At 61.0% G+C, this 22,761-nt stretch carries 25 protein-coding genes; 10 read left to right on the top strand and 15 right to left on the bottom strand.

Annotated features, from left to right (window positions below; translation table 11 throughout):
• The first annotated feature begins 2 nt into the window (after positions 1 to 2).
• Positions 3 to 176, top strand: coding sequence for a hypothetical protein (locus tag AC07V9_RS03850; RefSeq protein ID WP_495014369.1), 174 nt, complete (start codon positions 3 to 5; stop codon positions 174 to 176).
• A gap of 32 nt (positions 177 to 208) precedes the next feature.
• On the opposite strand, the gene AC07V9_RS03845 is transcribed toward AC07V9_RS03850, so the two are convergent.
• The 3 genes from AC07V9_RS03845 to AC07V9_RS03835 all read right to left on the bottom strand — a co-directional run bounded on the left by AC07V9_RS03845 (position 209) and on the right by AC07V9_RS03835 (position 1,615).
• On the bottom strand, positions 209 to 610 hold the full coding sequence (locus AC07V9_RS03845; protein ID WP_495014368.1) for an NUDIX hydrolase: 402 nt from the start codon (positions 608 to 610) through the stop codon (positions 209 to 211).
• A 214-nt stretch (positions 611 to 824) separates the two neighbouring features.
• The gene (locus AC07V9_RS03840) at positions 825 to 980 is read right to left on the bottom strand and encodes a hypothetical protein (protein ID WP_495014367.1); all 156 of its coding nucleotides are present in this window, start codon (positions 978 to 980) and stop codon (positions 825 to 827) included.
• 182 nt (positions 981 to 1,162) lie between these two features.
• A complete protein-coding gene (locus tag AC07V9_RS03835; RefSeq protein WP_495014366.1) occupies positions 1,163 to 1,615 on the bottom strand; it encodes a thiol-disulfide oxidoreductase DCC family protein in 453 nt (150 codons plus the stop codon).
• Positions 1,616 to 2,057: 442 nt separating this feature from the next.
• Here AC07V9_RS03835 and AC07V9_RS03830 point away from each other — a divergent pair, with 442 nt between their 5' ends.
• The 7 genes from AC07V9_RS03830 to AC07V9_RS03800 all read left to right on the top strand — a co-directional run bounded on the left by AC07V9_RS03830 (position 2,058) and on the right by AC07V9_RS03800 (position 10,243).
• Positions 2,058 to 2,336: a hypothetical protein gene (locus AC07V9_RS03830; RefSeq protein ID WP_495014365.1), complete on the top strand. Its 279-nt coding sequence runs from the start codon at positions 2,058 to 2,060 to the stop codon at positions 2,334 to 2,336.
• 139 nt (positions 2,337 to 2,475) lie between these two features.
• A complete protein-coding gene (locus AC07V9_RS03825) occupies positions 2,476 to 4,107 on the top strand; it encodes a methyl-accepting chemotaxis protein (protein WP_495014364.1) in 1,632 nt (543 codons plus the stop codon).
• 160 nt (positions 4,108 to 4,267) lie between these two features.
• Complete coding sequence (locus AC07V9_RS03820) at positions 4,268 to 5,188, top strand: LysR family transcriptional regulator (RefSeq protein ID WP_495014363.1); 921 nt, start codon at positions 4,268 to 4,270, stop codon at positions 5,186 to 5,188.
• Between the two features lie 315 nt (positions 5,189 to 5,503).
• Entirely contained in the window at positions 5,504 to 6,373 is an 870-nt protein-coding gene (locus tag AC07V9_RS03815; RefSeq protein WP_495014362.1) for an isocitrate lyase/PEP mutase family protein, read from the top strand.
• 422 nt (positions 6,374 to 6,795) lie between these two features.
• A complete protein-coding gene (locus tag AC07V9_RS03810; RefSeq protein ID WP_495014361.1) occupies positions 6,796 to 7,176 on the top strand; it encodes a RidA family protein in 381 nt (126 codons plus the stop codon).
• Positions 7,177 to 7,501: 325 nt separating this feature from the next.
• Positions 7,502 to 9,496, top strand: coding sequence for a peptidase U32 family protein (locus AC07V9_RS03805; protein ID WP_495014360.1), 1,995 nt, complete (start codon positions 7,502 to 7,504; stop codon positions 9,494 to 9,496).
• A 177-nt stretch (positions 9,497 to 9,673) separates the two neighbouring features.
• The gene (locus AC07V9_RS03800; RefSeq protein WP_495014359.1) at positions 9,674 to 10,243 is read left to right on the top strand and encodes a GNAT family N-acetyltransferase; all 570 of its coding nucleotides are present in this window, start codon (positions 9,674 to 9,676) and stop codon (positions 10,241 to 10,243) included.
• Between the two features lie 12 nt (positions 10,244 to 10,255).
• On the opposite strand, the gene AC07V9_RS03795 is transcribed toward AC07V9_RS03800, so the two are convergent.
• Positions 10,256 to 10,585, bottom strand: a complete 330-nt coding sequence (locus AC07V9_RS03795) for a hypothetical protein (RefSeq protein ID WP_495014358.1) — start codon at positions 10,583 to 10,585, stop codon at positions 10,256 to 10,258.
• Positions 10,586 to 10,881: 296 nt separating this feature from the next.
• On the opposite strand from AC07V9_RS03795, the gene pcsA reads away from it, so the two are divergent.
• Entirely contained in the window at positions 10,882 to 11,601 is a 720-nt protein-coding gene (pcsA, locus tag AC07V9_RS03790) for a phosphatidylcholine synthase (RefSeq protein ID WP_495014357.1), read from the top strand.
• A 133-nt stretch (positions 11,602 to 11,734) separates the two neighbouring features.
• On the opposite strand, the gene AC07V9_RS03785 is transcribed toward pcsA, so the two are convergent.
• From AC07V9_RS03785 to AC07V9_RS03745, 9 genes are all read right to left on the bottom strand, one after another.
• Positions 11,735 to 12,052: a DUF971 domain-containing protein gene (locus tag AC07V9_RS03785; protein ID WP_495014356.1), complete on the bottom strand. Its 318-nt coding sequence runs from the start codon at positions 12,050 to 12,052 to the stop codon at positions 11,735 to 11,737.
• Positions 12,049 to 13,011, bottom strand: a complete 963-nt coding sequence (locus AC07V9_RS03780) for a HEAT repeat domain-containing protein (protein ID WP_495014575.1) — start codon at positions 13,009 to 13,011, stop codon at positions 12,049 to 12,051. Before AC07V9_RS03780 ends, AC07V9_RS03785 begins: the two co-directional genes overlap by 4 nt.
• A gap of 5 nt (positions 13,012 to 13,016) precedes the next feature.
• Complete coding sequence (locus AC07V9_RS03775) at positions 13,017 to 13,865, bottom strand: ABC transporter ATP-binding protein (protein ID WP_495014355.1); 849 nt, start codon at positions 13,863 to 13,865, stop codon at positions 13,017 to 13,019.
• Positions 13,865 to 14,641, bottom strand: a complete 777-nt coding sequence (locus tag AC07V9_RS03770) for an ABC transporter permease (protein ID WP_495014354.1) — start codon at positions 14,639 to 14,641, stop codon at positions 13,865 to 13,867. Before AC07V9_RS03770 ends, AC07V9_RS03775 begins: the two co-directional genes overlap by 1 nt.
• A 122-nt stretch (positions 14,642 to 14,763) precedes the next feature.
• Complete coding sequence (locus tag AC07V9_RS03765; protein WP_495014353.1) at positions 14,764 to 16,173, bottom strand: ABC transporter substrate-binding protein; 1,410 nt, start codon at positions 16,171 to 16,173, stop codon at positions 14,764 to 14,766.
• Between the two features lie 241 nt (positions 16,174 to 16,414).
• Positions 16,415 to 16,660 (bottom strand): 4Fe-4S dicluster domain-containing protein, encoded by a 246-nt coding sequence (locus tag AC07V9_RS03760; protein ID WP_110950700.1) that lies wholly within the window; start codon positions 16,658 to 16,660, stop codon positions 16,415 to 16,417.
• 58 nt (positions 16,661 to 16,718) lie between these two features.
• The gene (locus AC07V9_RS03755) at positions 16,719 to 18,449 is read right to left on the bottom strand and encodes a fumarate reductase/succinate dehydrogenase flavoprotein subunit (protein WP_495014352.1); all 1,731 of its coding nucleotides are present in this window, start codon (positions 18,447 to 18,449) and stop codon (positions 16,719 to 16,721) included.
• Positions 18,449 to 19,207: a GntR family transcriptional regulator gene (locus AC07V9_RS03750; protein ID WP_495014351.1), complete on the bottom strand. Its 759-nt coding sequence runs from the start codon at positions 19,205 to 19,207 to the stop codon at positions 18,449 to 18,451. Before AC07V9_RS03750 ends, AC07V9_RS03755 begins: the two co-directional genes overlap by 1 nt.
• Positions 19,208 to 19,440: 233 nt before the next feature.
• Positions 19,441 to 19,902, bottom strand: coding sequence for an Lrp/AsnC family transcriptional regulator (locus tag AC07V9_RS03745; RefSeq protein ID WP_495014350.1), 462 nt, complete (start codon positions 19,900 to 19,902; stop codon positions 19,441 to 19,443).
• Between the two features lie 208 nt (positions 19,903 to 20,110).
• On the opposite strand from AC07V9_RS03745, the gene AC07V9_RS03740 reads away from it, so the two are divergent.
• A complete protein-coding gene (locus AC07V9_RS03740; RefSeq protein ID WP_495014349.1) occupies positions 20,111 to 21,268 on the top strand; it encodes an aminotransferase class V-fold PLP-dependent enzyme in 1,158 nt (385 codons plus the stop codon).
• 68 nt (positions 21,269 to 21,336) lie between these two features.
• Here AC07V9_RS03740 and AC07V9_RS03735 read toward each other — a convergent pair whose 3' ends face one another.
• Both AC07V9_RS03735 and AC07V9_RS03730 read right to left on the bottom strand, forming a co-directional pair.
• Positions 21,337 to 22,065 (bottom strand): hypothetical protein, encoded by a 729-nt coding sequence (locus AC07V9_RS03735; protein WP_495014348.1) that lies wholly within the window; start codon positions 22,063 to 22,065, stop codon positions 21,337 to 21,339.
• Positions 22,058 to 22,675 carry a hypothetical protein gene (locus tag AC07V9_RS03730; protein WP_495014347.1) on the bottom strand — a complete coding sequence of 206 codons (618 nt, stop codon included), beginning with the start codon at positions 22,673 to 22,675 and terminating at the stop codon, positions 22,058 to 22,060. Before AC07V9_RS03730 ends, AC07V9_RS03735 begins: the two co-directional genes overlap by 8 nt.
• Between the last annotated feature and the right edge of the window lie 86 nt (positions 22,676 to 22,761).

Below are 22,761 nucleotides of genomic sequence, written 5' to 3'. Positions count from 1 at the left end.
AGATGCTGTCGGGAGGCTATGCCTCCTTGCTGGCCGGGCATATCGTGCTGATCGGTGCCGACGGCAAGCTGCTGCATTTCGATGTGGTGGGTTACGTTCTGGTCGCGACCACGCTGGTGGCGGGTTACCTGGTCTGGCGCGTGCAGCGGAATCTATTGCGCTCTGGACAATCCTGAGGGGATTGACGAGCCGAGAGGCCGATGACTGTTTAAAGGTCGCTCGCCCAGCGCTTGAGCAGATCCCGGATGGGCTCACGCACATTGCGTTTGCCCAGCCGCTTGGCGCTGATCCAGCAGCAATGGTCGATTTCATTGCCAGGGCGTGGCTTTTTGGACAGCGTGCGTCGAGCTTCGAAGAGGAAATGCACGACCTTGTTCTGCCGGTATTCGGAGACGTAGGTCAGCCGATCGAATTGCAGGCCGGTTTCCTCGGACATCTCCCGCTTGGCCGCCTGCAGCGGCGTCTCTCCTCGCTCGACACGCCCGCCTGGCAGGTTCCATTTGGAGCGTCGCTTGCGTACGAAGAGAATGTCGCCATCACGGCGATAGATCACCGTGGCGCGGCGTTTCAATCCCTTGTGCTTGGCCGCACTTGCTTGCGTGGCACTCATCGTTCATCCCGTCGGCAGTTGCATCACGTCGTGTAGACATCGAAAAAAAGGCTTACGACGCTCCGACCATAGTGCGCTGCAAAAGTGTCGGTCTGATGACGGCGAAAACCCGCCGGCGCCGATGGTCAGTCCGGCCATCGGCATGAACCTGGCGCTGCGCAAGCTCAACCTGATCAACGTGATGTTCCTGCCGCTGACCAGGCAGTGCTTGGCATCAATAGACGGGAATGATGTGGGGTGCTTCAATCCTTGCCCTGAGGCGGTCAACGAACGACTGCGCCGCTTCCATGCTGCTGAAGGTCACAGGATAGTCATTCAGAATCACCAGCCAGTCCGTACCGCAAACAGCCTTTTCGATCGTGATAACCATGGGCAGGTCTCCTTCGGATGATCAATCGGGCCTCGAAGAAAACCGGACAGCAACGAGGTCAGCATAGGGTTTTGGGGCTCATCAGTATGGCCAGTCTTCAAACTTACGCCAGATTCCAACGTGCCCTCTGGTCGGCTCGCGTTTCATCACCCGTTTGGGCAGTGCATCTGGCAACAACGTCGTTACGACTGCGCCTTGAGAAAGCGCCGCTGGTGATCAGCCGTCGGCAGCAGACACACATCATGTTTGCCGAACAGGTGATAGCGATTAAGCGCAATGCGATCATAGAACCAGTCGCGCAGCACGCGGGGAATCAGGCGCAGCGCGCCTAAGGCTGGCCAAGGCGCGGGCAAGCGCGCGACAACCTCAAAAAATGCGTCAGACCTCACCCAGTACTGTCGGTCGCGAATCACCGCCATGGTGTCGAACGCCTCCAGCGACAATCCCGCCCACGCCAGCAGCGCCTGCCCTTCCGGCGATTGCACTGTGGCCAGTCGGACACGTTGGAAGCGGTCGTGACGAATCAGGAATTTTGCCCAGCCGTTGCACAGTTTGCAGACCCCGTCGAAGAGCACGACGGTTTCGCCGGGAGCCAGATGGGGGGCGGGGGTTGGGCGTATCAGTGCTGAAGGCATTGCGGGAGTCTTCTAAGAGGCAATTGTGCCGCGTCGACGGGCAGGTCAATTGGGCGCAAAGCGATACTGCCCTTTTGCGCAACGCTTGGCATCATACATGGCTGAATCCGCCGCGCGCATCAGTCTTCGACGGTGTTGCCGTGGGTCGGCAGGCACGCTCTGCCCCTAGCGGGTACGCAGGTTGGCATCGTGCAAACGCGGGCTTTCCGTGCGGCGCCATGATCGACCACAGCGAATGCTGCCAGTCGTCTTCATGGGGCGATTCGATCCACTGCAGCAGCTCCTCGCTCCTGCTCTAACTGCCGGCTGGTTTGCAGCAGCCCGCGTCGGTAATGATCGTGATCGAGCAGCCCCCGAGCCTTGTGCTGCCCAGTCGCAAGCCACTATAAGTGATCGGGCGCGACTGAGGTGGCGCCTCAAACGAATCAAGTCAGGAGATCGCGTGTTGGACGAGACGTTTGCCGATGAAGCAGGTTCGCCTCCCCAGGACGGCTGGCTTTCCAATGAGAACCGCGCCCGGATCGACGAGCTGATTATCAAGCTGAAAACCAGCAACACCCAGGAAGGCATCTCGCGCTACCACGCCATGGCCGAGGGTTATTTGCTGGGGCTGCTGGATTGTTACCACGTCAGCGTTGACCACCACGATGCGGTCAGGCAGTACCTGCACAACCTGGCGCTGGCCCGGCTGAAGGTGGTGAGGCCCAAGTTGCGTCGGTAGCGGTTACTCTCTTCTTTGAGGGTTAAGGTTGTCGTTGGGCAGAACAAAGGATTTCAGCCCAAAAACATGACAATTTGACTCAAGCTGAAACGATTCATGATGATATCATATTGCTATCTTTTCCACGGATATCCCCTGCATGAACCTCAGAAGCCTGAATATCGCCCCTCGATCGCTGATTTTCTTCGGCTTTTTCGCCATTCTCATTTCCGCTGTCGGACTGTTCTCGCTGCTGCAATCGGTCAAGCTGCGCGATGCCCGCGACATGCTGCAGAACAACGTGCTGCCAACCCTCATGGCCATTGCCGACATCAAGACCGATCTACTGACGATCCGTCTGGGCAACACCAGCCTGCGCGCCGCGGATACCGCTGACAGTGCAGACGCCGCGCGCAAGCGCATCAACCAGGGCCGTGCCGATCTGGAAAAAGACGTCAAACGCTTGAGATCCATGCTGGTCACTGAACGCGGCATCGCCGCTTATCAGGACATGGAGCGTGACATGCAGGCGTATCTGGCTGTGCATGCGCGCTATCTGGAAGCCTTTGCGCAGAAACGTGACGACCTGGTCACGGCCATGACCCAGCCGTCCGGTGAGCAGACCCGCGCCGCCGACGTGCTGACCAAGGACATCGCCACCATTTCCGATCTGGCCAACCAGAAGATGCAAGCGTCGGACGTCGCTGCCGAGGCGAGCTACGAGCAATCGCGCAACGTCGTCATTGCCGCCATTGTCATTGCGCTGATCGCGACGCTCAGCCTGGCCGCTCTGTTCACCCGCAGCCTGGTCGCCCCGATCGCCGAGGCCCTGGCTGTGGCCGAGCAGATCGCTGGCAACGACCTGAGCAAGCCCATTCAGGTGGATGGCAAGGACGAGCCGGGGCGTTTGCTGCAGGCGCTGTCGGTCATGCAGCAGAACCTGCGCCGCACTCTGTCGGAGCTGGGCGATTCTTCCAGCCAGTTGGCGTCGACCTCCGAGGAAATGACCGCCGTGACTGAAGATTCCCTGCGCGGGGTACAGCGTCAGAACGATGAAATCAATCAGGCCGCCACGGCCATCAACCAGATGAGCGCAGCGGTTGAAGAAGTGGCGCGTAACGCGGCGCTGGCTTCCACCGCTGCCCGCGAATCCAGCGAATCGGCTGAAAACGGCCGTCAGCGAGTGGACGAAACCGTCAGCGTCATCAACGAACTGCATCAGGCCGTGGGCGCCACGGCCACCGAGATCAACGGCCTCGCCGGCCAGGTGCAAAGCATCAGCGGCGTGCTGGATGTGATTCGCGGCATTGCCGATCAGACCAACTTGCTGGCCTTGAACGCCGCCATCGAAGCCGCCCGCGCTGGTGAAGCCGGACGGGGTTTTGCCGTGGTCGCCGATGAAGTCCGCGCCCTTGCCCATCGCACCCAGCAATCGACCGCCGAGATCGAGAAGATGATCGCGTCGATTCAGGGCGGTACCGACAAAGCGGTGTCAGCCATGGACCTGAGCAGCGACCGTGCTCGCGCCAGCCTGGAGGTGGCCCGTGCCGCCGGCCGTGCGCTGGAGCAGATCATTACGGCCATCGTGCAGATCAACGAGCGCAACATCAGCATTGCCTCGGCCACCGAGGAACAAGCCCAGGTTGCCCGTGAAGTGGACCGCAACCTCACCAGCATCCGCGACCTGTCGCTGCAGACCTCGGCCGGCGCCAATCAGACCGCCGCCGCCAGCGGCGAGCTGTCGCAATTGGCGGTGAGCCTCAATGGCCTGGTGACGCAGTTCCGCACCTGAAACAATAAACCGTGATCAGCACAGACGGATCACGTGTCCTTCAACGCGGTGATAGTGGATATTTTCATGATGATTGCCCAATGAATGGGAGGAAAAGCTTATCGACGACTGGTATCTATTCAAAATAGAATCATCCGCAATCCATCGTTGCAGAAATGAAATGAGCAAACTTCCCGATTTCGAAGGTCTTGCCATGTTCGCCAAGGTGGCGGAAGAAGGTTCGTTCGCGGCGGCCGCACGGATCATGGGCGTTTCGGTACCCACGGTTTCTCGCGCCGTTGCGCGCCTTGAAGAGCGCGTGGGCGGTCGATTGTTCAACCGCACGTCGCGGCAACTGGCACTGACCGAGTTCGGCGCCAGCATGGTGGCCAAGGCTGGCGACATTTATCGGCAGGCCGAAGAGGTCGAAAGCGAGGCCCAGGACCTTTCCGTACAGCCACGGGGTCAGGTGCGACTTGCCTTGCCAATGTCATTCGGCTTGCGTTGGGTCGCGCCGCTGCTGCCAAAGCTGCTGCGTCAGTACCCTGAAATTTCGGTGGATCTGCATTTGTCCGACGCCTCGGTGGACCTGATCGCCGAGGGTTTCGACGCCGCGCTGCGGATTGCCGAACTGCCCGACTCCTCGCTGGTGGCTCGACGTTTGTGTGCGGTCACGCAGTACCTTGTCGCTTCCCCCGGCTATCTGGCCGAACACGGTCGCCCCCTACACCCTCGCGACCTGGCCAGCCGCCCCTGCCTCAGTTATGCCTACAGGGCACGCAGTCAGGTCTGGCGCTTTACCCATGAGGACGGCACCGAAGAGGACGTGGTGCCCAACGGCCCACTGCGAGTGACCAACTCCGACGCGCTGATTCCGGTGCTGTTGGAGGGCTTGGCGATCGCCGAATTACCGGAATTCATGGCCAGCGAATACCTGGCCGATGGCAGGCTCGAAGCGCTGCTGCCGGAATGGAACATGACCCGCGGCGGGCTGTATTTCGTCACTCCTTCGGCGCGAACCCGCCCGGCGAAGATCAAGGCACTTTCCGATTTCTTTGCCGAACACCTAGGCGACCCGGCGTGGCGTTGGCCCCGCGCATAGACCTGAACGGCCATTCTTCATTTATGAAACGATGGCTTTATTTTCTTTCTATCTTTGACTTTGGCGGATGCGTTTACCTTGCGCCCCACCCTTTTTGTCTGAAATCCGTCACAAATGGCATAGGCAACCTGCCCCAAACTGGGGCCGACCAGTATTAGGCGCCCCATTTTCAGGCAGTTATGCACCTTTATGTACTTGGCGCATGGGGCATGCCAAAACGACATAACTTCGGAATATTCCGCATGATAGTCTCGCGGCTTCTTATGAACAGGCGTAGATCGTTATTTTCGATGACGGCCAGAAACAGGAAGCCTCATGTCCAGAATGTCCCACACTGCTCTGCGCCGTAAATTCCGCGAATTGCTCGCCGCCAGCGCGGCCTATGAAACCGCTTCCGTATTCGATCCAATGTCTGCTCGTATCGCGGCGGACCTGGGTTTTGAAGTCGGCATCCTTGGCGGTTCCGTCGCGTCGTTGCAGGTACTGGCCGCCCCTGACTTTGCCCTGATCACCCTGAGCGAGTTCGTCGAGCAGGCCACGCGCATTGGCCGCGTGGCCCAGCTGCCGTTCATCGCCGACGCCGACCACGGCTATGGCAACGCCCTGAACGTGATGCGCACGGTCGAAGAACTGGAGCGCGCTGGTGTGGCCGCCCTGACCATTGAAGACACGCTGCTGCCCGCGCAATTCGGTCGTAAATCCACCGACCTGATATCCATCGAAGAAGGCATCGGCAAGGTCAAGGCCGCGCTGGAAGCCCGCGTCGACCCGGAGCTGTCGATCATCGCCCGCACCAACGCTGGCGTGCTGCCGGTCAAGGACATCATCGAGCGCACCCAGGCCTACGAAAAAGCCGGCGCCGATGGCATCTGCATGGTCGGCATCAAGGATTTCGACCACCTGGAGCAGATTTCCGAAAAACTCACCGTGCCGCTGATGCTGGTCACCTACGGCAACCCTAATCTGAGCGACTACTCGCGCCTGGCGAAACTGGGTGTACGAGTGATCGTTGCCGGTCACGCGGCGTACTTCGCGGCGATCAAGGCCACCTACGACAGCCTGCGCGCCCAGCGTCAGGTGACCCACAGCACTGAAAACCTCAGCGCCACCGAACTGACCCACACCTACACCCTGCCGGAAAGCTACGTGGCCTGGGCCAAAGAGTTCATGGACGTCAAAGAGTGACCGGTGCCGTCTGACGCCCAATCGCAGACAATAAAAAACCCGCCGAGGCGGGTTCTTTTCTATCAAGACCATTCCAACGTCCTGTCGGTCGCGTTCCAGGCAAATGGCAGATCATCCTTGACCTCTGAAGTGCATCCTGCGCTTCAGTCGATGGATCCAATTTAAGGCTTTCCCGTGAGGGTGTATACGGCAGGTTCTCGCAATCGCGTGTAAGCCTTTGGCTACACCCCTGTCAGATTCAGCGACGATGCCAATGCGACTTAGCGCTATCAAGAGCAAGCTCGATACGAAACTGCTCGAAAGTTACTGATCGGTGGGTTGAACGCCCCGGCGGATTGCCTCAACTGGGATGTGCTTTATCATGAGTGTCTTCACGGCGCTGGAGCAGATCTGGCGCCTTGTCCTTCCAGCCAGAGATTCTCATGTCCAGCCAAGACCTCATCTTCCTGCCCGACCCAGATGCCGACTCCATCTCCTCCGACGTCGCCACCTTTGGCGGCATCATGGTTTCCACCCAGGTCCCCACCCGCGCCGATGGCAGCCTTGAACTGGGCGATGTCACCGCCCAGAGCGAATGCACGCTGCAGGCCCTGAAAGTCGCGCTGGAACGTGCCGGCAGCTCCATGAACCGTGTGATGCACCTGACCATCTACCTCACCGACATGGCCGATCGCGCCGCCTTCAACGAGGTGTACAAACGCTTCTTTGCCCAACCCTGGCCGGTGCGTGCGGCGGTGGGCGTCGCTGCGTTGGCGGTTGAAGGCATGCGTGTCGAAGTGACGGCGATGGCTGCCAAGGGCTGACACTCTCCCTGGCAGCCTCGCAATCCTTGTGGGAGACGTTGCAGGTTCGGCGGCAGCCAATGCGGTGGGTCAGGTTAAGACGAGTTGTCTGACCCGGCGCCTTCGCCGCTGTCGCACAGCTCCGGCAGCTCCCACAGGTTCAGCTAAAACCCTACATCCATGGCACGCCACAAATCCCTTGTGGGAGACGTCGCAGGTTCGGCGGCGGCCAATGGGGTGGGCGACTTATCTGCCCTCTCACCGCCATCGGGCAGTCGATGGATGCCGGTCGCACGTTTCGCCGCTACAATGCGCGCCTTGACCGTGACGATCCGACTAAAAAAACATGTCCCTACCCAAGCATCATCTGGAATTGCTCAGCCCTGCCCGCGATGTGGCCATTGCCCGCGAGGCCATTCTGCACGGCGCTGACGCCATCTACATCGGCGGCCCGAGCTTCGGCGCGCGCCACAATGCGTCCAACGAAGTGAGCGATATCGCCGAGCTGGTTGAATTCGCCCATCGCTACCACGCCCGCGTGTTCACCACGATCAACACCATCCTGCACGACAACGAACTGGAACCGGCGCGCCAGCTGATCCACCAGCTCTACGACGCTGGTGTCGACGCGCTGATCGTTCAGGATCTGGGCGTCATGGAACTGGACATCCCGCCGATCGAGTTGCACGCCAGCACCCAGACCGACATTCGCACCCTGGAGCGGGCCAAGTTCCTCGATCAGGCCGGTTTCTCGCAGCTGGTACTGGCCCGTGAGCTGAACCTGCAGGAAATCCGCGCCATCGCCGACGAAACCGATGCCGCCATCGAATTCTTCATTCATGGCGCACTGTGTGTGGCGTTTTCCGGTCAGTGCAACATCTCTCACGCCCAGACCGGCCGCAGCGCCAACCGCGGCGACTGCTCACAGGCCTGCCGCCTGCCCTACACGTTGAAAGACGATCAGGGCCGTGTCGTGGCGTTCGAGAAACACCTGCTGTCGATGAAAGACAACAACCAGAGCGCCAACATCCGCGCGTTGGTGGAAGCGGGCGTGCGCTCGTTCAAGATCGAGGGCCGCTACAAGGACATGGGCTACGTGAAGAACATCACGGCCTACTACCGTCAGCGTCTGGATGACGTGCTCGAAGACCGCCCGGATCTCGCCCGCGCCTCCAGCGGCCGTACCGCGCATTTCTTCCTGCCGGACCCGGAAAAGACCTTCCACCGCGGCAGCACCGATTATTTCGTCACTGATCGCAAGATCGACATCGGCGCTTTCGACACCCCGACCTTCACCGGTTTGCCGGTGGGCATCGTGGAAAAAGTCAGCAAGCGTGACCTGCAAGTGGTCACCCATGATCCGCTGACCAACGGCGACGGCCTCAACGTGCTGATCAAACGCGAAGTGGTGGGTTTTCGCGCCAACATCGCCGAGCCCAAAGGCGAGTTCGAGGAAGACGGCGAGAAGCGTTACCGCTATCGCGTTGAGCCCAACGAAATGCCGGCGGACCTGCACAAGGCCCGTCCGAATCACCCGCTCAACCGCAACCTGGACCACAACTGGCAGCAAGCCCTGCAGAAGACCTCTGCTGAGCGCCGTATCGGTGTGTCGTGGCAGGTTGAGCTGCGTGAGGCCCGTCTTGATGTCACCGCCACCAGCGAAGAAGGCATCAGCGCCGGTGTCTCGCTGGACGGTCCGTTCGGCGCGGCCAACAAGCCGGAACAGGCACTGGAACAACTGCGCGACCTGCTCTGTCAGCTCGGCACCACCCAGTACCACGCCACCGACGTGAAGCTGGATGCGCCCCAGGCATTCTTCATTCCCAACTCGCAACTAAAGGCCTTGCGCCGCGAAGTTATCGAGGCCCTCACGGCTGCCCGCGTCGCCGCGCACCCTCGCGGTGGGCGCAAGGCCGAGACCAACCCGCCACCGGTGTACCCGGAAGCGCACCTGTCGTTCCTGGCCAACGTCTACAACCAGAAGGCCCGCGACTTCTACCACCGTCATGGCGTCAAGCTGATCGATGCTGCGTACGAAGCTCACGAAGAAGCAGGCGAAGTGCCGGTGATGATCACCAAACACTGCCTGCGCTTTTCCTTCAACCTGTGTCCGAAACAGGCCAAGGGCGTCACCGGCGTGAAGACTAAAGTGGCACCGATGCAGTTGATCCACGGCGATGAGGTGCTGACCCTGAAGTTCGATTGCAAACCGTGCGAGATGCACATCATCGGCAAGATGAAAGGCCACATCCTCAACCTGCCACAACCGGGCAGCGCGCCGGTGGTCGGGCATATCAGCCCTGCGGACCTGATGAAAACCATTCCTCGGGCGCCACACTGAGTCTGGATCGAGCGCGCCGCAAAGGCGCGCTCGACCGGTCTTTCTTACCCTTCTCTCCTTCTCGACAACCAATAGCGACGGCCGTCAGCCTGATAGCGACGCAGCTTGGTTACGCATTGGCGAGCGCTTTTATTTCCACGCTATAACGGGCGCCCAATGTCTTGCGGAGCCTTGCGAATGACTGTCGAGTTTCGTCCGGCCACGGCGGCGGATGCCCGTGAAATTGCCCGTCTGTTTCAGATCACCTCGGAAGGCGCCTCGGACTACATCTGGAGCCAGTTGGCGGAATCGGGAGAGGCGTTGCTCGATGTCGGCGCTCAGCGTTATGCCCGGGAAGATGTGGATTTTTCCTACCAGAACTGTCTGATCGCCGAAGCCCATGGCGAAGTCATCGGCATGATGCACAGCTACGCGATGCGCGAGGACCTTGACCCGTCGCCGGTGACTGATCCGGTGCTGGCGCCCTACGCCGACATGGAAATCCCCCACACGCTGTACATCTCGAGCCTGGCGTTGCACGAAGGCTGGCGGAACAAGGGGCTGGGCTTGAGCTTCCTTCAGCATGCGCAACAGCGCGCCGACGCCATGCAGCTTAGAGGCCTGAGCCTGATCGACTACGCCGAGAACACCGGCGCCCGCCGCTTCTATGAGCGTCACGGTTTTACCGTGGTGAAAACCTGCCAGATCACGCCGCACCCGATGATCCGGGTCAGGGGTGAGGCTTATCTGATGCAGCGGCTGTCGTGACACAGCCAGGGGTTACCGGCGTGCCAGTTCGTGCCGAGTGCACCCTTCGTAATACACCTGCCTGACGCTCTCCGGGCGCAGGCGTGAGGGGCTGTCGTAGGTCTGTTCGGTAATGCCCAGCGCGCTCATGCGCATCCATTGCTGGGGGAAGTGCCGGGCCTGGAGTTTGTTCCGCGCGCCGTAGAGGGTCAGCCCTGCCAGCTTGTAGCTTTGCGCCGTCCCTGCAATGCCCGCACCCCAGGTGCAGAGGTCGCGTTCGTTCTTGCTCAAATCCCGCGCAAACGCCGGAGTGTCGAGGGCTACGAGTGCACAAAACGCCAGCACAAACTTGATAATCCGCATGCAAATCCTTGGCTAACTCCCTGACAGGTCTGCGATTGTGCCGAGACTGGCGAGTCTGAGGGGCCAGCAAAATGCCTCTTTTCCTCCCGAGCCGACCGGTGACACGCTTTGCGCTGCAAATCCTGCTGGCCTTCTGATAATTGAGCGACGAAAGCCCGCGCCGCCTGCTACCGTGTAGAGGTTGAGGGTGAACCTTATCGACCGATGGTCGGTCGATAGTTGCACCTCTGGCCGGGTCTACCGTTCATCGCTGCGATGAGTGGCTCGGGCCAGCTTTATTTCCAGAAGGACCGTCCATGATTCCAATTCAACGCATCGCCTGGCTCAAAGCATGGGGCGCCCATGGTTTCACGGCCACCGGCGTCGTCCTTGCATTTTTGGCGACCATAGCCCTGTTCGACAACCAGCCCAAGGCCTGCCTGTTGTGGCTGGGCATCGCCCTGATCGTCGACGGGCTGGACGGCTCGCTGGCGCGCAAGCTCAACGTGCAGTCGGTCCTGCCGCATTTCGACGGTTCGGTGCTGGACCTGGTGATCGACTACCTGACCTACGTCTTCATCCCGGCGCTGTTCATCTACCGCTATATCCCCCTGCCCGACTACACCTTGCTGCTGACCATCTCGATCATGCTGGTGTCGTCGCTGTTCTGCTTCTGCAACACCGAAATGAAAAGCAAGGACAACTATTTCGTGGGCTTCCCCGCGGCCTGGAACGTGGTCGCGCTGTGCGTCTACATCCTGTCGCCAGCGCCGTGGCTGACGTTCATTACCGTGATTTGCCTGGCGCTGCTGACGGTGACGCGGATGAAGTTTCTGCACCCGTTTCGCGTGCGGCGCTTCATGCCGCTGAACATTGCCGTGACCAGCGTGTGGTTTCTGTGCAGTTTTCTGCTGGTGCTCAACCACCCTTATAACGGCTCTTGGGTGCTGAGCGTATGGCTGGCGATGTCGGCGTATTTTCTGGGGATCTGTATCTGGCGCACATCGCTGGAGTGGATTGATAAGGCGCGGTATTGAGTCGTCAAACCCAATGAGGTCTCTCCTGTGGGAGCGAATTCATTCGCGAGAGGCCCGCACATCCGCCAGATATGTTTCGGATCTGCCAACCCCATCGCGAATGAATTCGCTCCCCACAGTTGGGGATTGGATTTCAATCCAGGTGAGCGGCCTGCTGATATAGCCCAAATTGCTCCAACCCCGCCAAATACGCCCACGGATAAATCCCCCGCTGATGCCCGTCGCTGAATACCAGCTGCAACCCGTAGCCCTGCGGGTTGATCTGCACCACATGCACAGACCCCGCTACCACCGGCTTCATCCCCCGCACACGAAACGCCCGGCATTGCGAGCAGGGGCATTGCTGGCGCAGCAGCACGTGATCGATGTGCTGCTCGCGACCATCGGCCCAGCTCAGGCGCAGCCGCTGCAGCTCCCGGGAATTGCCGATGGCAACGGGCGCGGCGATCATGGCAGTTGCGCCAGGGCGATACGCACGGCCTTGCGCACTTCCGGGTCGCCATCGTGTTCCAGTTGCTGCAAGGCGGGTTTGGCGCGGCTGTCGCCCAGTTCGCCCAGGGCCAGCGCCGCTTCCTTGCGCAGGTTGCTGATGTTGTGGGTCAGGGTCTCGACCAGCGGCCACAGTGATTCGGGACGCCGCAAACGGCCCAGGCTGCGGGTCGCACGCAGGCGCACCTGCCAGTATTCATCGCTCAACGCGTCGATCAAAGCAGGCCCGGCATCCTGATGCCCGACCTTGCCCAGCGTCGTCGCGGCTTCTTCGCGCACTTGCCATGCATGGTCCTGCAAGGCCTTGCGCAAGGCAGGCAAGACTTCGGCGTTACTGGCCAATCCCAGCGCGCCTGTGGCAGCCCGACGCACTTCGCTGTCGGGGTCATTGCTCGCCAGCGTGGCGAGGGTTTGCAGGGCGTCGGTGCGTTTCAGCCAGCCCAGCACACCTACGGCTTCGCGGCGCACGGCAGCGTCGTCATCGGCCAGCGCCTGCAAGGCGGCGGGTGCGGCTTCCTCAAGACGCAACTCACGCAAGGCGCGAAACGCTGCGGTGCGCACGCTGACCTCGGTGTGGGTGGTCCACGGCAGAATCACCCTGCCCGCCTCAACGGTCTTCAGCACGCTGAGACTTTGCGCCGCAGCATCGCGTACAGAAGGCTCAGGATCGGTCAGTGCTTGGCACAGAGCCTGCACCACTTTTGGCTCTTCCCAAGCTTCGAGCAAGGCCCCTGCCTGGGCGCGCACTTGCTCTGAAGGGTCCGATGCCAGCGAGTGAATCAGCCAGTCCAGGCCCTCGGGGTCTTCCAGATCGGCCAGTTCGATCAGAGCAATGCGCCGAACGCCGGCATCCGGGTCCTGGAGCCTGGCTTGCAGCGCGAGAATGTCGGGGTGGTCGATGTCGTCAAAATAGCTAGTCAGCTCAGTCATAGGGCCAGTCGCAGTCCGTCGTGATCGTTGGGGAGCCCGAGGGGGTTCAGGCGCGGCAGTTGCCGACCGTCCTCGTGGTGCAGCAGCTCGAGGCAATGGCGCTTCAAGCGGGAAAATTCCGGGCGGGTCACCAGTTCGGTGCTGCGCGGGCGCGGGAAATCCAGTTGCAGGTCTTCGATGAAGCGCCCGAGGCGCGAGCTCATCACCAGAATCCGGTCCGCCATAAACAGCGCTTCGTCGATGTCGTGGGTGACGAACACCACGGTGGTGCGGATGCGCGTCCAGATGTCCAGCAACAGTTCCTGCATCTTCATGCGGGTCAGGGCGTCCAGCGCGCCGAAGGGTTCGTCCATCAGCAACAGGCGCGGGCGATTGATCAGCACCCGGGCGATCTCCACCCGCTGCTGCATGCCGCCGGACAGTTGATTCGGCCAGTGCCCGGCGAAGCCCTCCAGGCCCACCAGCGCCAGCATTTCATCGGCGGCGGCCAGGCGTTCGGTCTTGCCCACGCCGCTCATCTTCAAACCGAAGGCGACGTTCTCGCGCACGCTGCGCCAAGGAAACAATGTGTGCTGTTGAAACACCATGCCGCGCTGGGGCGATGGGCCCTGGACGGCCACGCCATCGACCTTGAGGCTGCCCTCGACCGGTTGCAGGTGCCCGGCCAGCGCGCCAAGCAAGGTCGACTTGCCGCAGCCGGATGGCCCGAGAATGCAGACAAACTGGCCCGGCTCGATCTGACAATCCAGCGCCTGTACGGCCTGAAAAGCGTTCTGTCCTTCGCCCAACGCGATGGTGATGCCGCGTATGTCGACGCGGCCGGCAGGGCTGGTTGCAACGTTCATCAGGCTTTTCCTCGTGGTCGATGCCAAGGGGTGAACAACTGCCCCAGGCGTTTGATCAACAGGCTGCTGCCCATGCCCAGCAGGCCGATCAGCAGCATGCCGACGACGATGTCGGCGTAATTCTGGATGGTGTACGACTCCCAGGTGTAATAGCCGATGCCGAACTGCCCGGAGATCATCTCGGCCGTCACCAGACAAAACCACGAGGTGCCCATGCCAATGGCCAGCCCCGTGATAATGCTCGGTGCCGCGCCCGGCAGGACGACCTCCAGCAGAATCGCCCGGCGCCCTGCCCCCAAACTTCTCGCCGACGCGATCAGCCGCGGATCGACGCCTTCAACGCCATGCACGGTGTTGAGCAGGATCGGAAACAGTGCGCCGGTGAAGGTGATGAACACTATCGACAGCTCGGACGACGGGAACATCAGGATCGCCAGCGGAATCCACGCCACGGCTGGAATCGGTCGGAGCACTTCCAGTGGCGGCAGCAGCAGGTCTTCGGCCCAGCGCGAACGGCCAATGATGACGCCCAACCCCATCCCGATCAGCAGCGCCGCCATGTAGCCGGCGAACACGCGGCTCAGGCTGGCCGTCAGGTGCTGCATCAGCCGGCCGGAATCCACCAGCCCCGCTGCCGCGTCGATCACCGAGAGCGGCGTCGGCACGTTGGCAAAGGTCACCAGCCCCAGGTTCCAATGGTTGCTCGCGGCCAGTTGCCAGAACAGCAGGCACAGCAGCACGGATACGAAACGTGGAATCCAGCGCAGAGAGGGCATGGACAGGATCTCCCGGGTTTTGTGTTCACGTAGGAGCGCGCTTGCCCGCGATTGCGCGTCCCCATTAGCTACTGAGGTTGCAGACGGGCCCTTTTCGCGGGCAAGCGCGCTCCTACACGTCATCAGCGGCTGGCCACAGCGGCATGGGCACTGGCGTCCGTGAAGTCCAGCACCTTGCCGCCTTGGGCCTGGGCGTATTGCTGCGCCTGGCCCTTGAGCAAGAAGGCGCTCAGGCGCCCCTTGCTGTCGCTGGCGAACCACGCCTGGCTGGCCAGCAGCTTGATGCCGCTGTCCTCGGCCTGGGCATACACGGCACGCACAGCCTTGCCTTCCTTGATCAGCGCCTGCAACGCCGTGAAGGCCGATTCAGCGGAGGCGTAATGGCGTACTTTCGGCTCGCCCTTGACCCAGATTTCAGCAACGTGTTTGAAGTCGGTGATCGGTTTGCCGGTCAGCGCGTCGTTGGCCTTGAGCGGCGACTGCGCGTAGTTGGCCAGTTGCGCGCTGTAGTCCAGGCCCGAGGCCTTGTAGGCCGCGCGGATGTACCGGTCGTCGATGAAGGTGTTCAGATCCAGGCCGCGATCGGCCTTTTTCAGCAGCTTGAGGGTGTCGATCGCCGTGCCGACGGCCTGGCGGTATTCGGGTTTCCAGCTCTGATCGCGGGTCTGCAGGCCCAGCGGGCCGTGGAACAGGTAATTCACTTCGGCCTCGATACCGGTGACCTTTTCGATCAGCTCGCTGTACTTCTCGGGCTCGGCGGCCAACAACTGGTTGGCCTCGATGCCGGCGCGCAGGTAGGCGACGACGATTTCCGGGTATTGCTTGGCATAGCTTTCGTCGACCAGCGCGCCATGGAAGGTCGGGGCGTTGGATTGCGAGCCGTCGTAGATCTTGCGAGCAAAGCCACGATTGGGGAACAGTTCGCCGAACGGCACGAAGTCGGCGTGGGCGTCGATCTTGTCGGCTTGCAGGGCAGAACCCGCGACTTCCGGGGCCTGGGCGATGATGTTGACGTCCTTGAGCGGGTCCCAACCCTGAGCGGCGACGGCGCGCAGCAACATGCCGTGGGCGGTGGAGGCGAACGGCACGGAAATGGTCTTGCCTTTCAGATCTGCCAACGACTGAGCGGTGGACGACGTCGGCACCACGATGCCATTCCCGCTGCCCTTGATGTTGCCCGACAGCACGCTGATGAACAGGCTGTGCTTGCCTGCGGTCTCGAACGCCACGCCATTGAAGGCGCCGGGGAAGTCGGCCATGGCGCCGAAATCGAGTTTGCCGGCGACCATTTCATTGGTCAGCGGCGCGCCGCTGGTGAAGTTTTTCCACTCCACCTGATACTGCGCGTCCTTGTATTTGCCGTCGTGGGGCAGGTATTTGTCGAGCAGCCCCAGCTCGCGAATCAGCAGCCCGCCGGCCGCGCAATTGATGGTGGTGTCCTGGGTGCCGATGGCAATCCGGATGGTTTCGGCCTGCACCGACAGGCTCAGCGAAGCCAGCACGAAGCCGGCCAGAGTGGCGCGCAATAGCATGGATGTATCCCCTCGAATCATTGATAGGAAGTCGTCTCCGCCGCGATCGGGCGCGGTGGGAAACGAGGGGTGCTGGGTGAATCAGCGTCCGGGGTTGGCGGATGGCTTTCGGGTGTTCTCAGAGATCCCTGTGGGAGCGAATTCATTCGCGAGAGGCCGGCACAACCGACGCATCTCCATCGCCTCACGCATCATCGCGAATGAATTCGCTCCCACAGGAACCTTCCGACGTGCCGGGTTCTCAGCGCAACAGATACGGGATCTCCACCTTGACCGCGCCGGTCGGGCAGTCCTTTTCGCAGGGCATGCAATACCAGCACTCGTCGAAAGCCATGTAGGCCTTCTGGGTGGCGGGATTGATGGCCAAGAGGTCCATCGGGCAGACGTCGACGCACACCGTACAGCCCTTGTCGGCGATGCACTTGTCTTCGTCCACGGTGACCGGGGCGTTGGAGCGGAAGAAGATTTCCTGGGGCTGGTAAGCCATTTCACGGTGTCCTTGGCGCGTGTCGCGCTCTCTGTCTAAAGGTGCAGGCGATGCGGGTTCAGGCTGCGTCAGCCCCCACGCGCAGGCGGTCGTAGGCGGCCATTTCTTCGGCGTCCAAGGCAACGATGTAGGGCTCAACCGCTTTCTTGAAGCTGACCATGCGCCCCTCTTCGTCCTTTTTCAGGTGCGTGTGGCAGAACCAGTCGCGGTCGTTGCGCAGCGGATGATCGACGCGATGGTGGTACAGGCCCCAGCGGCTTTCGGCGCGGTACAGCGAGGCGCGGGCGGCCATTTCAGCGCAGTCGCGGATCACGCTGACTTCCATGGCGCGCATCAACTCATGGGCGTTGTTGGCTTTGAGTTGATCGAGATCGCGTTCGATGTCGCTGAACCGCTGCAGGCCAATCTGCATCTTCTTGGTCACTTTCGGCGGCTGCAGGTAGTCATTGACGAAGCGCCGCAGCTTGTATTCCACCTGGGCTGGCGGCAGGCCGTGCTCGCGATCCAGTGGCGCGTAGACCCTCGCCTGTTCGCGTTCGATCTGCTGCGCATCGACGTCGCTGAAATCCCGCTCGGCCACGTAATCGGCGGCGTTATGACCAGCGAACCAGCCGTAGGTGAAGGCGCCGAGCATGTAGTTGTGCGGCACTGCAGCCATGTCGCCCGCCGAATACAGACCCTTGACCGAAGTCTCTGCGCGTTCATTGACCCACACGCCGGACGCCGAATGCCCGCTGCAAAAGCCGATCTCGGAGATGTGCATTTCCACCATCTGGCTGCGGTAATCGGTGCCGCGATTGGCGTGAAACTGGCCGCGACTGGGGCGCTCGTTGCTGTGCAGGATATCTTCGATGTTCTGAATGGTCTCTTCGGCCAGGTGATCGAGTTTGAGAAACACCGGGCCGTTGCCGCTTTCCAGTTCCTGGTGGAACTCCCACATCATCTGCCCGCTCCAGTAATCGCACTCGATGAAGCGTTCGCCCTTGTTGTTGGCCGTGTAGCCGCCCAACGGGCCGGTGACATAGGCACAGGCCGGGCCGTTGTAGTCCTTGATCAGCGGGTTGATCTGGAAGCACTCCAGGTTCGCCAGCTCAGCCCCGGCGTGATAGGCCATGGCGTAACCGTCGCCGGCGTTGGTCGGGTTTTCGTAGGTGCCCATCAAGTAACCCGACGATGGCAAACCCAGACGCCCCGCCGCGCCGCAACAGAGGATCACTGCCTTGGCCTTGATCACGTGGAAGTCAGCGGTGCGGCAGTCGAAACCCATCACGCCATTCACCGCGCCCTCGGTGTCGGTGAGCAAACGAGTGCAGACCACGCGATTGGTGATGGTCACCCTCGCCCGCTTCAACTGGCGGTACAGCACCTTTTTAATGTCATGGCCTTCGGGCATCGGCAGCACGTAGGCGCCCATGTGGTGGACCTTCTTGACCGCGTAATCGCCGGTTTCGTCCTTCTCGAATTTCACGCCCCAGCGGTCCAGTTGCTCGATGGTTTCGAAACTGTGCGTGGCGTAGGCGTAGACCGCCGCCTGATTGACGATGCCGTCGTTGGCGATGGTGATTTCCTTGGTGTACTGCTCAGGGGTGGCGTGGCCGGGGATCACCGCATTGTTCAAGCCGTCCATGCCCATGCTGATGGCGCCGCTGCGCTTGACGTTGGCTTTGTCGATCAGCAACACCCGCAGGTTGCGGTTGCGCTCCTTGGCCTTGATCGCGGCCATGGGACCGGCCGTACCGCCGCCGATCACCACAATATCGTATTCCTGTTCTAGCAGTTGGCGCGTCATCACTGAGCCTCCCGGTGACGGTCGATTCGCAGGCGGTACTGGAACGCATCGCCCCGGTAATAAAGGTGTTCGAAATCCACTGGCGTGCCGTCGGCGGTGTGGGTCAGACGCTCGATGCGCATGATCGGCGAGCCGGTTTCCACGTCCAGCGCCTGGGTCAGGTCGCTGTCAGCCAGCACGGCGTCAATGGCCAGGTCCGCATGGCCCAGGGTCAGGCCGCAGTCGTTTTCCAGAATCAGGAAGATGTCGCGGGTCACCAGATCAGCGGTTTCCAGGCGCTCGCCCAAGTGTTTGGGCAACCAGGTGACTTCCAGCGATACCGGCTCGCGGTTGATCAGCCGCACCCGACGAATCTGCGCGACGATTTCCCCTTCGGCCACGCTCAGTCGCTCGGCCACCAGCTTGTCGGCCGGCACGAAACGGAAGCTGCGCAGGCGGTTGATCACTTCATAGCCACGGCCGGTCATGGATTCGGCCAGCCCTTGCAAGGTGCTGACGTTCTGGAAGGTTTTGGGTTTGGAAACGAAGGTGCCTTTGCCATGGATCTTGAAGATCAGCCCTTCTTTTTGCAGGTCGCCCAACGCCTGACGCACAGTGATGCGGCTGACGTTGAACATCGCCCCCAGTTCGCTTTCCGACGGCATTTGGCTGTCCGGTGTGTACTCGCCATCGAGGATGCGGCCACGCAGCAGATCACGCAGCTGGCTGTGCAACGGCACGCTGGAAAGCGGCGAAAGGGTTTTGGCGGTTTCAGTCATGGGCATCACTTGTCATAACGAGTTATGACGTGATGTTAATGAGCTTAAGCAGCAGCTGGGAAATACCGTTTGGGCATAAGGTTAGAGCGCAGGGTCAACGCGTTCCCTGTGGGAGCGAATTCATTCGCGAGGGGCCGGTACATCCGACACATCTCCATCGGTTGTACTGCGTCTCGCGAATGAATTCGCTCCCACAGGGAGAAAAAGAGCGCATTTGCCGCAGAGAAAAACGTTCAAGCGGTGTAGGTCAGCGGCAATTGCGTGGTGGACTTGATCCGCTCCATCGCAAAGCTGGAACTGATATCGGTGATGCCCGACAGCTGAATCAGCTTCTTGTACACCGCGTCATAACCGGCGATGTCCGGTACGACGATACGCAACATGTAATCCGTATCCCCGGCCATGCGATAGCACTCCACTACTTCGGGCAAGGTTTCGATGAGGTCATGGAAGCGGCCGAGCCACTGGGCGTTGTGCTGGTTGGTACGAATGGCGGCGAATACGGTGACCGCAACGTTCAGCAATGCGGGGTCGAGCAGCGCCACCCTGCCCTTGATCAGCCCCTGCTCTTCGAGCTTTTGCACCCGCCGCCAGCACGCCGTGCTGCCAAGGCCGATGCTGTCGGCGATTTCCGCGATGGGTCGGGTGCAATCGGCCTGCAAAATGCCGAGGATGGCCTGGTCGAATTTGTCCATGGAGAACGTTGCCTTAGAGGTGTCGTTATGACCGGTGGCGATAAAGATAAGCCAATAGCAGCGGTTGTCGAAATCATATTCTCCAAATAAAGGAGCACGTAGAAAAATAATCTATCCATGACTGAGATCAGCGTTCAGTAATCAATTTTTTTTCAGTCTCGCGCTAGTAGTATTTTCCCATCACGGACAGCGCGGATTTCTCCCCCCTATGAGCACACTTCCTTGTTACTTCGACTACGCAGCCACCACCCCTGTCGATGACCGCGTCATCCAGGCCATGGTCACCTGCCTAGGCCGCGAAGGCACGTTTGGCAACCCCGCTTCCAACTCACACGCTTACGGCAATCTGGCCCGCCAGTCGGTCGAGCTGGCCCGGCGTCAGGTGGCCGAACTGGTCGGCTGCAGCGCCGACTCGCTGATCTGGACCTCCGGCGCCACCGAATCCAACAACCTCGCCATCAAAGGCATCGCGCAAAGCGCCAACGGGCCGCGCCGCCACCTGATCACCAGCCGCATCGAGCACAAGGCCGTGGTTGACACCGTGCGCCAGCTCGAGCAAGCGGGCTTTCCCGTGACCTGGCTTGAACCTGACCATCAGGGCCTTATCCAGGCTGAAGCCGTTCTCCAAGCCCTGCGCGACGACACGCTGCTGGTCTCCTTGATGCTGGTCAACAATGAGCTGGGTACCCTCACCGACATCGCCACCATTGGCAAATTGATACGCGAGCATGGCGCCCTCTTCCACGTCGACGCGGCGCAAGGCGCAGGCAAAGTCGGCATCGACCTGAACGCGTTGCCAGTGGATTTGATGTCGTTCTCTGCCCACAAGACCTACGGGCCGAAAGGCATCGGCGCGCTGTACGTCGGCGAACGTGCGCGCCCGTTGCTGGAAGCGCAAATGCATGGCGGCGGCCACGAACAGGGCTTTCGTTCCGGCACCCTGGCCACTCACCAGATCGTCGGCATGGGCGCAGCCTACGCGCTGGCCAGCGCCGAGATGCAGGAAGAAGTGCAGCGCATCAGCGCGCTGTCGGCCCGTCTGCGTGACGGCCTGCTGCAACTGCCGGGGGTGAGCCTCAATGGCGATCCGCTGCAACGCGTGCCGCACACGCTGAACATCTGCGTCGACAAGGCCGGGTTCAATGCCATGAGCCTGTCCAGCGATCTGGCCGTGTCGTCGACATCGGCCTGCAACTCGGCCAGCAGCGGTGCGTCTCACGTGTTGTTGGCAATGGGTCTGAGCCCGGCGCTGGCCAGCAGCAGCTTGCGTTTGAGCCTGGGCCGTTACACTGAGGCGGCAGATGTCGATAAGGCGATTGCAGTGATTGCGGGTCGCTTGAACAGCCAGGCGACCACCTTCTGGTGATCGCCCGTGGCTGATCGTTCAGCAAAGTAACCCCTGGAGGTTACATTCGGCAAAGTAACCTCTCGGGGTTACTTTCCGGACAGTTTCAGCACCGCCAGGCCGATGGCGATGCTGACCGTGAAGCTCACCAGCGTGCCCAGCAGCACGTATTCGCTGAGGGAGCGCTGCTCAGCGCCCTTGATGTCGTTGAAGCGCAGAATACTTTTTGCGGTAAGCAAAAAACCGATGGCCTCCCACTGCTCCATCAGCACAAAGGTCAGGATCAGGGTTCGCTCCAGATAGCCGATCCACGTGCCGGCCTTTTTCAGCGAGACCCGGCTGCTTTCTTGCACGCCGCCCATGAAGGGCGTCAGCACCGCGCCGATCACCGCAGAGGCCGGGCGCCACACCAGCACATACGCCAGCAGCACCAACAGGTTGTGCGCGCTGAACAGCGTTTTGCCCTCTTCTGCGGCCCAACCCCAGTAACCCTCGACGCTCAGCCAGATCACCAGCAACAACGCGACTTGCAACGCGAACCGCCAGATAAAGGCGTAGGCCGACGCGACGCTGTCCATGACCCAACGCACCAGCCCCCAACCCACGGCAAACGCTACACCGGCGACCACAGCCGGCAGCGCACTGAGGGTGGCCCAGTACACCACCGGGACGACGGCCAGGCCCTGAAGCAGACTCATCAATAGCGTCTGCCCCCTCGCACTGTCGGGCCTGGAGCGTGCTCGCCAACCGCTGAATCCGTAGTCCAGCAGCATGTTCAGCAGGATCAGCACCAGCAACACCACCGACGCGTCACGCATTGCCCAACTCCCCGACCCATTGCCGCGTACTGGCCAGATACCGATCCAGCAAACGCGCCTGCCCGCGCTGCAAGGCCTTGTTGATCGCTACTCGGGATTTGCCCAGGTTCTCGGCGATGCTCTGCTGATCGCCCACGCCTAACAGATGGGCGTAATAGGCTTGGGCCTCGACGACGGTCCATTTATCGAGGATGGCGGCGACGAATTCGGTCACCAGCTCGGTACACCGTAGGAACGAGGCCTCCTGACTGAACACTGCCAGGCTGAGTTTTTTCATGCCGTCGAGCCCCTGCCCGGACAACACGTAGGCCTCACCATAGTTACGCCCGGCACTCGACGCGCCGATGCCAATGGCGATGCGCGCATCCCAGCGCTCACCGTCGGGGCTTGCCGCAATCAAGCCCGCGCGAATCGCCAGCGCGCACTCGAAAGCCTGTGAAGCGTCCTTGGGTACCACTTGAAAACCGTCGCCGCGAAAAGTGTCGGTGTCGAGCCCGTAATGTGTGTTCAGCGCACTCAGTACCCGCTTCAGCCCTTCGACGTAACCCTGGGTGTCGGTGACGGCTTGCGAGTGCATCAGATCGCCGGTCAATACCGCTTTAATGGTCATGGAAACGTCCTGCAACCCGCATGAGATGCAGACCACTATAGGGGAAAACAGCGAAATGTAACCTAAAAGGGTTACTTTTACGAAAG

The organism is Pseudomonas sp. GW821-FHT02A11 (assembly GCF_059421985.1).
This window is presented reverse-complemented; position numbering and strand designations above follow the sequence as displayed.